Here is a 10,049-nt window from a genome sequence, read left to right as displayed (position 1 = left end):
AACATTTGATATCCCGATCGATCGGGTAGGGCGACTATTGCCCGCGACACCGTGATTGTCACCAAGGAGCTCATACATCGCCGGACCAGGACTGCGGTAGCAGTTTATGAAACATTCAGGCTAGGGCGCGTCAATTCCCCGCTCGCCGCCCGGCGCCGGCCGGAAGTCGTCGATGACGATGCCGTGCCGGTGCAGTTTGTCGTACAAGGTTTTCTTGCCGATGCCGAGCGCATCGCAGATCGCTTGCGGACGTCCGCTGTGCTGTTTGAGCGCCTGTTCCACCAAGGTCTTTTCGACCATCTCCATCTGCTGCGCCAGCGTCATCGGGGCCGCGCTCGCATCGGCGGCGCCCAGGTGCATCCCCGGCAGTCCCAGCACGAAACGGTCGGCCGCGTTGCGCAGTTCGCGCACGTTGCCGGGCCAGTCGCCGGCCATCAGCTTGAGCATGTCGTGTCCGGCCAGGGCCGGGGCATCGCGCCCGTAGCGCAGCGCCGCCTGCAGCGAAAAATGTTCGAACAAGATTGGAATGTCCTCGCGCCGTTCGCGCAGCGGCGGCAGTTCGAGCACGGCGACGTTGAGCCGATAATACAGGTCGCTGCGAAACTTCCGCTGCGCGCTCAGTTCCTTCAGGTCGCTCTTGGTGGCGGCGACGATCCTGAAGTCGACCGGCACGCCCTGGTTCGAGCCGAGCCGCTCGATCTTGCGTTCCTGGAGCGCGCGCAGCAGCTTGACCTGGAGCGCCATCGGCATGCTTTCAATTTCATCGAGCAGCAGGGTGCCGCCGTCGGCATGCTCGATCTTGCCCACGCGGCGCTTGCTGGCGCCGGTGAACGCGCCCGCTTCATGCCCGAAAATCTCGCTCTCGAACAGGCTTTCGGGCAGGCCGCCGCAATTGATCGCGACGAAGTTAGCCTTGCTGCGTTTGCTGTGCTCGTGCAGGCAACGCGCCACCACTTCCTTGCCGGTGCCGGTTTCGCCGAACACCAGCACGTCGGCCGGCGTATCGGCCAGGTTCAGTATCTGGCGCCGCAGTTCGCGTATCGCCGGCGAGTTGCCGAGCAAGGTCGCCTCGATCCCGCGCCGGTCCTGCAGCTGGCGCTGCAGCATGTCCACTTCCAGGCGCAGCGCGCGCTTTTCCATGGCGCGCGACACCACCTCGACCAGGCGCTCCATCGCGAACGGCTTCTCGATGAAATCGTAGGCGCCGCAGCGCATTGCCTCGACCGCCATCGAGACGTCGCCATGGCCGGTCACCATGATGACCGGGATCGTGGCGTCGAACGCGCACACCCGGCGCAGCAGTTCGAATCCGTCCATGCCGGGCAGGCGCACGTCGCTGATGAAGACGCCGGCAAAGCTGCTGCGCAGTTGCCCGAGCGCGTCCTCGGCCGACTCGAACGGCGCCACGTCGAACCCGGCCAGCTCCAGCGTTTCGGTAACGCTGCTGCGCACGGCCAGGTCGTCTTCCACGAACACGATGGTGAAACCTTCATACATGACTTGTTTCCTCTACTAGTGTCAGGTCCAGTTCGAAGGCGGCACCGCCTTGACAATTCGACGCGCGCAAGGTGCCGCCGAACTCGCGCACGATGTCGGCCGAAATGGCAAGGCCGAGTCCCAGTCCCTGGCCCGGCAGCTTGGTGCTGAAAAACGGCTCGAACAGGCGCGCCATCACGGCTTCCGGAATGCCGGCGCCGCTGTCGCTGACCTGGATGTGCGCGCGTCCGCCTGCGCTCCACAGGCGGATGGCCAGGTTCTTGACCGGCGCGTCCAGCATGGCGTCGAGCGCGTTGGCGCACAGGTTGATCAGCACTTGCTCGAGCCGGTTGGCGTCGCACATGGCGCGCACCGACGGCGCCAGGTCCAGCTGCACGCATGCGTGTTCGGTGCGGATCCGGTTCTCCAGCAGCTGCAAGGTATTGTCGACCGCCGTGGACAGGGTGAACGGGGCCATGGCCAGGGGCGTCTTGCGCGAGAAGGACTTGAGCTGCTCGGTCAGGCGGCCCATGCGTTCAGTCAGGTCGCTGACCGAGCGCAGGTTTTTTTCCACGCGCGCCAGGTCGCCGCGCTTGAGCAGCAGCTGGGCATTGAAGGAAAGCGAGCGCAGCGCGGTGAGCGGCTGGCTGATTTCGTGCGTGATACCGGCCGACATCTGGCCGAGCAGAGCGAGTTTGCTGGCGTGTAGCAAGTCATCCTGGGAAGCGCGCAGCACCTGTTCGGCGTGTTCGCGTTCGCCGATTTCGCGCAGCAGTTCGCGGTTCATCGCATGCAATTCGGCGGTGCGGTCGGCCACGCGCAGTTCCAATTCGTCGTGCGCGCGCTGCAGCGCTTCGCGCGCGTGCAGGCGGCTCGCGATCGCGCGCCGGCGCATCGCCACGAACATCGCGAGCAAACCGAGGAACCCGGCCAACAGGCCCGCGACCACGGCGTTTTGCCCGGCCTGCAGCTTGACCGGCGCGGCATTGGTGAGCGTGAGCAGGCGCCAGCCCTGGCGCGCCATCGGCCGGCTCTGGCTTGCGTATCGGGTCGATGGCGCGGCCGGGTTCAGCCCGCGCCACGCGACGACAGGCTGGCCCTGGTCGATGGCCTGGAGCTCGGCCTTGCGGTTGCGCCACTGGGGCGCGGAGGAGAGAACGATCACGTCGTCGGCGTCGAGCACCATGAAAAAATCGTTATGCGACTGCGCGGCCGACGCGACCCAGGTCGACTCGATCGGGTCGAGGCTGATCTTGACCACCACCACGCCGAGCACCAGGCCGCCTTGCAGCACTTGCTGGGCGAAGTAATACTCGGGCGAGTTGCGCGCCGCCGCGCGCGAAAAATAGCGCGCCGGCCCGCCCTGCATGGCGCCGGAAAAATACGGCAGGGCTGCCAGGTCCATGCCGACGCTGGTCTCCGGCTGGTACCAGTTGCTGGCGGCCCGCACCAGGCCCGCCGTGTCGAGCACGAAGATGGCGAGCGAGCCGGCGCGCGCGTTCAGGCTGGTCAGGCGCTTGTTGGCGCGCTCGCGCAGGCCGGCGCCGCCCGGGTTCCTCAGCAGGGCATGGACGTCATGGTCGAGGGCGACGATGCCGGGCAGGTATTCATGCCGGCCCAGTTCGCTTTCGAGGGCCGCCGCGTACAGCTCGAGCTGCTGCGCCTGGACCTCGCCAAGCTGCGCATAGCCGCGCCGTTCGCTCCATGCATACACGAAGACGACGGCGGCGCTCAGGCCGATGATCGCGGCCCATGCCGCGAATGTGCCCGCGGAGCGGGAAACGGCAAATTGTCGGAACGCCTGCAATGCTCACCTCGGCGCATGTGGTTGTGTTGGCGCGGTCCGGCAAGAGGAGGCGGCTGCGCTCCATATTACCCCAGAAAATTCTGTCGGATATTAATTTCGGCAATAGCCAAAAGATCGGGTTTCTAAATCCACACGCCGGAAAACGGGTTTGTGTGGAATACCGCACGCGCGCTGCCTGTCCGCATTTCCCGATAATTGAAAATATCCATGGCAATCAAGGCGGTGGCGCGCTTCTCGCAATATTTACAGCGCTGGCATGCAAACTGCTATGGATAGGAGGCAGGGATGGAAACACATGCCGAATAATCGGCAGTGCAATGGGTGACGGGCAATCGCGCCGGCCCATTAAAAATATATAAGAGCAGGAGACAGCAGTGGATATGAAATGGGTCGAAGACTTTCTTTGCCTGGCCGATACGCGAAGCTTTTCGCGTTCCGCCAGCGAGCGGCACTCCAGCCAGCCGGCATTCAGCCGGCGCATCCGCTCGCTTGAAACCTGGCTCGGCGCCACGCTCGTGGACCGCAGCTGCAACCCTCCCTCGCTGACGCCGGCAGGCCACGTATTCCGCGGCCATGCACTCGGCATTATGCAACAGGTCCACAAGGCCAAGCATATTCTGCGGCACGCTTCGGATTATCCCGGCGGCGCCATTTAAATAACTCGCCAGCGCGGCAATACACCTGTTCCATGCACCGCGTGGAATGGACCGGTATTGCCGATCAAATATAAAAACGATAAATAACAAAGGAAACAAATGAATAAGATCATTATCGCCATCATGGCATCGAGCCTGGTGCCGGCGGCCGCCATGGCGCAGTCGGCGGTGACCGTGTATGGCGTGGCCGACGTCGGATTTGTGCGCGAAACGGGCGGCGCGGCGGGCAAGGTCAACACGCTCACCAGCGGTGTCGCCTCCGGTTCGCGGCTGGGCTTCAAAGGCACGGAAGACCTCGGCGGCGGCGTCAACGCCTACTTCGTCCTGGAACACGGCGTCAATATCGATACCGGCAGCGCCGGTCAGGGCGGCCTGCTGTTCGGACGCCAGGCCTACCTGGGCCTGTCCGGCAAGCCCGGCGCGGTCAGCTTCGGGCGCCAGTATTCGCCGTACTACCGCGCCATGCGCGACGTTGTCGATCCGTTCTGCGACGGTTTGGCCGGCCAGGCGGGCAACATCACGGTCTCGAACGCCCGCCTCGACAACATGGTCGGCTACGCCTCGCCGACACTGCATGGCTTTGCGGCGGAGCTGGCCGTGGGCCTCGGTGAAGTGCCGGGCAATTCAGCCGCCAAGCGCGCCTACAGCACGGTGCTGTCGTATACGGCCAAGTCCCTGGCGGTCACGCTGGGCTGGCATCGGCAGCAAAATGCGCTGGCCAGCGACAGCAGCGCCAATACCCTGCTCGGCGCCAGGTACGACTGGGGCGTGGCCCAGGGGCACCTGGGCTATGTGCGCAACAAGGGCCTGCTCGGCGCGCGCAGCAACGACGCGATCGTCGGCCTGAACCTGCCGTTCGGCGCGCACAAGGTGTATGCCTCGTATGTCCGGCATGACGACACCACGCACGCCGACCGCGACGCTTCCCAATGGGGGCTCGGCTACACCTATGCGCTGTCGAAACGCACCGACGTGTACGCGGCCTATGCGCGCATCGGCAACCGCAATGGCGCCACCTTCAAGGTCGGCAACGCCACCACGGATGGCACCGGCAACACCGGGGCAAACCTGGGCATCCGCCACACCTTCTGATCCTTTTGCGTGCCCCCGGCCGCCAGGCGGCCGGTTTATCGCTTCGTGTTTTCTTCACCCCTTTGGAGTTATCTGACATGAATTATGCAAACTATCTCGTTGTACTGCTCAGTGCAACCCTGTTCGGCGCCGCCGCGCAGGCGCAGGAACCGACCGGCACGCTGGCCAAGATCAAGAAAAGCGGCGTCATCACGCTGGGCGTGCGCGACGGTTCGATTCCCTTTTCCTACCTGGACGACAAGCAGCAGTACCAGGGCTATTCGATCGACCTGTGCATGAAGGTGGTCGCCGCCCTGCAAAAGCAGCCGGGCCTGGCTTCCCTGAAGGTGGCGATGAATCCGGTGACCTCGGCCAACCGCATCCCGCTGATGGCCAACGGGACGATCGACCTCGAATGCGGCTCGACCACCAACAACCTGGAGCGCCAGCAGCAGGTCGCCTTCGCCCCAACCATGTTCGTGGTCGCCAACCGCCTGCTGGCCAAAAAAACGTCGAACATCCATACGCTGGCCGACATGAAGGGCAAGACGCTGGTGGCCACTGCCGGTACCTCGACCCTGAAGCAGATGACGATCCTCAACCGCGAGCACAACCTGGGCATGAACATCGTCGTCGGCAAGGACCATCCGGAATCGTTCCTGATGGTCGAGACCGGGCGCGCCGCGGCCGAGGCCAACGACGACATCCTGCTGGCGTCGCAGCGCGCCAACGCCAAGCGGCCGGACGACTACCAGATCACGGCCGACGCGCTGTCGGTCGAGCCGTACGGGATCATGCTGCGCAAGGACGACCCGGCCTTCAAGAAGGCGGTCGACGACGCCCTGATCGCCTATTACAAGTCGGGCGACGACGTTTATCGGCTGTACCAGAAGTGGTTCCTGGCGCCGATTCCGCCAAAAGGCATCAACCTGCGCTTCCCGATGCCGCCGGAGCTGATCAACGTGCTCGCCAGGCCGACCGATTCGGCCGACCCGGCCGCGTATGCGGTGGTGCCGGACGCGCAAAAAGCGGCCTCCAAAAAGCGTTAATTTTTCTGTAGCCCAGCCTGGAACAATACTATGAACTATCACTGGAACTGGCGCATCTTCTGGGAGATTGCGCCCGATGGTGCCGGCACCTATTTCGACACCTTATGCTCAGGCTTGATGTGGACCCTGGCCACCGCGCTCACGGCCTGGATCATGGCGCTGGCGCTCGGCCTTGTGGTCGGCACCGTGCGCACCCTACCGAACACATGGCTGGTACGCCTGGCCAACGGCTATGTCGAACTTTTTCGCAACGTGCCGCTGCTGGTGCAGATGTTCCTGTGGTATTTCGTCGCTCCCGACGTGCTGCCGCAAGCCTTCGGCGACTGGATCAAGGCCCTGCCCAACGCCCCGTTCATCACGGCGGTGCTGTGCCTGGGCTTGTTTACCTCGGCGCGGGTGGCGGTACAGGTCTCGGCCGGCATCGCCGCTTTGCCGAGCGGGCAAAAAATGGCCGGCACCGCGCTCGGCCTGACGCTGGCGCAGACCTACCGCTACGTGCTGCTGCCGATGGCGGCGCGCGTGATCCTGCCGCCGCTGACCAGCGAGTTCCTCAACATCATCAAGAACAGTTCGGTGGCATTGACCATCGGCCTGATGGAACTGACTGCCAGCGCCCGCGCGATCCAGGAGTTTTCGTTCCAGGTATTCGAGGCCTTCAGCGCCGCGACGCTGGTCTACGTGCTGGTCAACGCCGTGGTCGTGTTCATCATGCACCGGATCGAGAAAAAAGTGGCGATTCCCGGCTTGAGCGTCGCCGGCGGCGCGGCGGGGGGACACTGAGATGGCGCTCGACTTCGATTTCGACGTGATAGCCCGCTCGTGGGTCTATCTGTTCCAGACCGGGATGGTCTTCACGCTCAAGCTGACCGCGCTGGCCATGACCGGCGGGATTGTCCTGGGTACGCTGCTGGCGCTGATGCGCCTGTCCAGCATCCGCGCGGTGTCGCTGCTGGCATCCGGCTACGTCAACCTGGTGCGCTCGATCCCCCTGGTGCTGGTGATCTTCTGGTTCTACTTCCTGGTGCCGTATATCGCCGCCTGGATCATCGGCGCCGACACGCCGGTACAGGTGGGCGCTTTCACGTCCGCGCTGATCACCTTCATCATGTTCGAGGCGGCCTACTACTGCGAGATCATGCGCAGCGGGATCGGCTCGATCCCGCGCGGCCAGGTATGGGCGGGGCGGGCGCTGGGCATGACCTACTGGCAGACGATGCGCCACGTGGTGCTGCCGCAGGCGTTTCGCAACATGATTCCCCTGCTGCTGACGCAGACGATCGTGCTGTTCCAGGACGTGTCGCTGGTGTACGTGCTGTCGATTCCCGATTTTGTCGGCGCCGCCAGCAAGGTCGCCCAGCGCGACGGCCGCCTGGTCGAGATGTACAGCTTCGTGGCGCTGGTGTATTTGGTCCTGGGCCTGGGGCTGTCGTCCCTGGTGCGCCGCCTGCAGCAGCGCGTGGCGATCATCCGCTAGCGCTTTCCAATTGGAGAAGAAAAATGATAAAAATTGACAATATCAGCAAATGGTACGGCAAGTTCCAGGTGCTCACCGAGTGCACCACGCAGGTGGGCAAAGGCGATGTGATGGTCATCTGCGGCCCGTCGGGTTCCGGCAAGTCGACCCTGATCAAGACCGTCAACGGCCTTGAGCCGTTCCAGAAGGGGGGCATCAGCGTGGACGGCGTGGCGCTGGGCGACCCGAAAACCAATTTGTCCAAGCTGCGCGCGCGGATCGGGATGGTGTTCCAGAATTTCGAGCTGTTTCCGCATTTGTCGATCCGGGAAAACCTGACCATCGGGCAGATCAAGGTGCTGGGGCGCAGCGCCGACGAGGCCAACGCCAAGGGCCTGAAGTACCTGGACCGGGTCGGCCTGCTGGCGCAGCAGGACAAATTTCCGGGCCAGCTGTCGGGCGGCCAGCAGCAGCGCGTGGCCATTGCCAGGGCCTTGTCGATGGATCCGATCGCGATGCTGTTCGACGAGCCCACCTCCGCGCTCGACCCCGAAATGATCAACGAAGTGCTCGACGTGATGGTCGGCCTGGCGCAGGAGGGGATGACGATGATGGTCGTCACCCACGAAATGGGTTTCGCCAAACGGGTGGCCAACCGCATCGTCTTCATGGACCAGGGGAAGATCATCGAGGACTGCACCAAGGACGAGTTCTTCGGCACCCGGCGCTCGGACCGCGCGCGCGACTTCCTGGCCAAGATCATCCATTAAGAAATACCACCTTCAAACTACAACAACGGAGCCGCCGCATGACACGCCAGCACGACATTCCATCCTACCTCGTCCCCAAGGAAAACAACCCCTGGAGCGTTTACCTCGAACAGATCGACCGCGTTACGCCGCACCTTGGTGGACTGGCGCGCTGGGTCGAGACGCTCAAGCGCCCCAAGCGCATCCTGGTGGTCGACGTACCGATCGAGCGCGACGACGGCACCATCGCCCACTTCGAGGGCTACCGCGTACAGCACAACATGTCGCGCGGCCCCGGCAAGGGCGGGGTGCGCTTCCACCAGGACGTGACGCTGTCGGAAGTGATGGCGCTGTCGGCATGGATGACGGTCAAGAACGCCGCCGTGAATGTGCCGTACGGCGGCGCCAAGGGCGGGATCCGGGTCGACCCGAGGACGCTGTCGCAGGGCGAACTGCAGCGCATGACGCGCCGCTATACCAGCGAGATCGGCATCATCATCGGGCCGAACAAGGACATTCCCGCGCCGGACGTCAACACCAACGAGCAGACCATGGCGTGGATGATGGATACCTACTCGATGAACCAGGGCAGCACGGCGACCGGCGTGGTGACGGGCAAGCCGATTTCGCTGGGCGGCAGCCTGGGACGGCGCGACGCCACCGGGCGCGGCGTGTACGTCGCTGGCTGCGAAGCTGCCATCAAGTGCGGCATGCGGATTGAGGGCGCAAGGGTCGCGGTGCAGGGCTTCGGCAATGTGGGCGGGATCGCCGCCCGCTTGTTTTCCGAGGCCGGCGCGCTGGTGGTGGCGGTGCAGGACCACGGCGGCACGATCGTGCATGACGGCGGCTTGGACGTGGCGGCCTTGCTGGCGCACGTGGCGCACACGGGCAGCGTGGTGGGCTTTGCCGGCGCCGAGGACAGCATTGCGCCGGAGCGCTTCTGGAGCGTCGCTTGCGACATCCTGATTCCGGCCGCGCTGGAGCAGCAGATCACCAAGGATAACGCCGGCCAGATTCGCGCGCGCATCATCCTGGAGGGCGCCAACGGACCGACGACGCCGGAGGCCGACGACATCCTGCGCGAGAACGGCGTGCTGGTGGTGCCGGACGTGATCGCCAACGCGGGCGGTGTCACGGTCAGCTATTTCGAATGGGTGCAGGACTTCTCGAGCTTTTTCTGGAGCGAGGAAGACATCAACGCCCGCCTCACGCGCATCATGCGCGATGCGTTCGCGGCCATCTGGCAGGTGGCGCAGGACAAGGACCTGTCGCTGAGGACGGCCGCGTTCGTCGTGGCGTGCACGCGCGTGCTGCAGGCGCGCGAGGTGCGCGGCTTGTATCCGTGAGGGACTGAGGGGGCGGTCTGCGTCGGCGGCGCCATGCATCTCGCATGCGGCGGCGCCGCGTGTCGTTCGTGGATGCGTTTCTGCGCAAAATGACATCTGTCCGGGACGCTATTGCATTGTCCCGGACTATGTGGGCAAGGAACATTCAGCGCATAAGTGACTCGAAACAATAAAGTCGGTGGGAGCAACCGTCCGCTTTCGCCTGCCAATTGTACTTGGTCGCGTCGCAGTCGAAGAATGCCGCCGGCCAGGGACGGGAGACTAAATTTCCCGCTTTTCTGCCAGATTTGAGATGACGACAACAACTTCTCTTGTCGTGACTGTTCAGCGACTAAGCAATTAGTGGGATAGGGTTGCCGGCAAAGGCGCGTTGTAGTACAGCGAGCATGCTGTGGCCTTGTTTGCGCAGTGTGTCGAGACAGGAGCGGATGACGCAGAAGTG

General features: G+C 64.0%; 9 protein-coding genes. 7 read left to right on the top strand and 2 right to left on the bottom strand.

The genetic code is table 11. From position 1 onward, the window contains the following. Nucleotides 1-120 precede the first annotated feature (120 nt). Nucleotides 121-1,497, bottom strand: coding sequence for a sigma-54-dependent transcriptional regulator (locus F2P45_RS33255; RefSeq protein ID WP_166882493.1), 1,377 nt, complete (start codon nucleotides 1,495-1,497; stop codon nucleotides 121-123). Beyond that, nucleotides 1,490-3,283 carry a sensor histidine kinase gene (locus F2P45_RS33250; RefSeq protein WP_166882492.1) on the bottom strand — a complete coding sequence of 598 codons (1,794 nt, stop codon included), beginning with the start codon at nucleotides 3,281-3,283 and terminating at the stop codon, nucleotides 1,490-1,492. The genes F2P45_RS33255 and F2P45_RS33250 overlap by 8 nt, the downstream gene beginning before the upstream one ends. Nucleotides 3,284-3,663: 380 nt before the next feature. On the opposite strand from F2P45_RS33250, the gene F2P45_RS33245 reads away from it, so the two are divergent. From F2P45_RS33245 to F2P45_RS33215, 7 genes are all read left to right on the top strand, one after another. Beyond that, entirely contained in the window at nucleotides 3,664-3,939 is a 276-nt protein-coding gene (locus F2P45_RS33245) for a LysR family transcriptional regulator (protein ID WP_187362455.1), read from the top strand. A 99-nt stretch (nucleotides 3,940-4,038) separates the two neighbouring features. Then, the gene (locus F2P45_RS33240) at nucleotides 4,039-5,031 is read left to right on the top strand and encodes a porin (RefSeq protein WP_166882491.1); all 993 of its coding nucleotides are present in this window, start codon (nucleotides 4,039-4,041) and stop codon (nucleotides 5,029-5,031) included. Between the two features lie 77 nt (nucleotides 5,032-5,108). Next, on the top strand, nucleotides 5,109-6,059 hold the full coding sequence (locus tag F2P45_RS33235; protein WP_166882490.1) for a transporter substrate-binding domain-containing protein: 951 nt from the start codon (nucleotides 5,109-5,111) through the stop codon (nucleotides 6,057-6,059). 30 nt (nucleotides 6,060-6,089) lie between these two features. Further along, nucleotides 6,090-6,839: an amino acid ABC transporter permease gene (locus F2P45_RS33230; protein WP_166882489.1), complete on the top strand. Its 750-nt coding sequence runs from the start codon at nucleotides 6,090-6,092 to the stop codon at nucleotides 6,837-6,839. A gap of 1 nt (nucleotide 6,840) precedes the next feature. Beyond that, nucleotides 6,841-7,533: an amino acid ABC transporter permease gene (locus F2P45_RS33225; RefSeq protein WP_166882488.1), complete on the top strand. Its 693-nt coding sequence runs from the start codon at nucleotides 6,841-6,843 to the stop codon at nucleotides 7,531-7,533. 23 nt (nucleotides 7,534-7,556) lie between these two features. Then, nucleotides 7,557-8,282 (top strand): amino acid ABC transporter ATP-binding protein, encoded by a 726-nt coding sequence (locus F2P45_RS33220; RefSeq protein ID WP_166882487.1) that lies wholly within the window; start codon nucleotides 7,557-7,559, stop codon nucleotides 8,280-8,282. A 38-nt stretch (nucleotides 8,283-8,320) separates the two neighbouring features. Further along, nucleotides 8,321-9,607: a Glu/Leu/Phe/Val family dehydrogenase gene (locus F2P45_RS33215; RefSeq protein WP_166882486.1), complete on the top strand. Its 1,287-nt coding sequence runs from the start codon at nucleotides 8,321-8,323 to the stop codon at nucleotides 9,605-9,607. Nucleotides 9,608-10,049 lie beyond the last annotated feature (442 nt).

This window comes from Massilia mucilaginosa, from assembly GCF_011682145.1.
In the GTDB taxonomy this organism is placed as follows: Bacteria; Pseudomonadota; Gammaproteobacteria; order Burkholderiales; family Burkholderiaceae_D; genus Telluria_A; species Telluria_A mucilaginosa.
Note: the sequence above shows the minus strand (reverse complement) of the source record. Positions and strands in the feature narration are given on the sequence as shown.

What these genes read in the sequence shown, in the direction of transcription:
- F2P45_RS33255 (WP_166882493.1), bottom strand. Translation starts at nt 1,497, where the DNA reads ATGTATGAAGGTTTCACCATCGTGTTCGTGGAAGACGACCTGGCCGTG.
- F2P45_RS33245 (WP_187362455.1), top strand. Translation starts at nt 3,664, where the DNA reads ATGAAATGGGTCGAAGACTTTCTTTGCCTGGCCGATACGCGAAGCTTT.
- F2P45_RS33240 (WP_166882491.1), top strand. Translation starts at nt 4,039, where the DNA reads ATGAATAAGATCATTATCGCCATCATGGCATCGAGCCTGGTGCCGGCG.
- F2P45_RS33235 (WP_166882490.1), top strand. Translation starts at nt 5,109, where the DNA reads ATGAATTATGCAAACTATCTCGTTGTACTGCTCAGTGCAACCCTGTTC.
- F2P45_RS33230 (WP_166882489.1), top strand. Translation starts at nt 6,090, where the DNA reads ATGAACTATCACTGGAACTGGCGCATCTTCTGGGAGATTGCGCCCGAT.
- F2P45_RS33225 (WP_166882488.1), top strand. Translation starts at nt 6,841, where the DNA reads ATGGCGCTCGACTTCGATTTCGACGTGATAGCCCGCTCGTGGGTCTAT.
- F2P45_RS33220 (WP_166882487.1), top strand. Translation starts at nt 7,557, where the DNA reads ATGATAAAAATTGACAATATCAGCAAATGGTACGGCAAGTTCCAGGTG.
- F2P45_RS33215 (WP_166882486.1), top strand. Translation starts at nt 8,321, where the DNA reads ATGACACGCCAGCACGACATTCCATCCTACCTCGTCCCCAAGGAAAAC.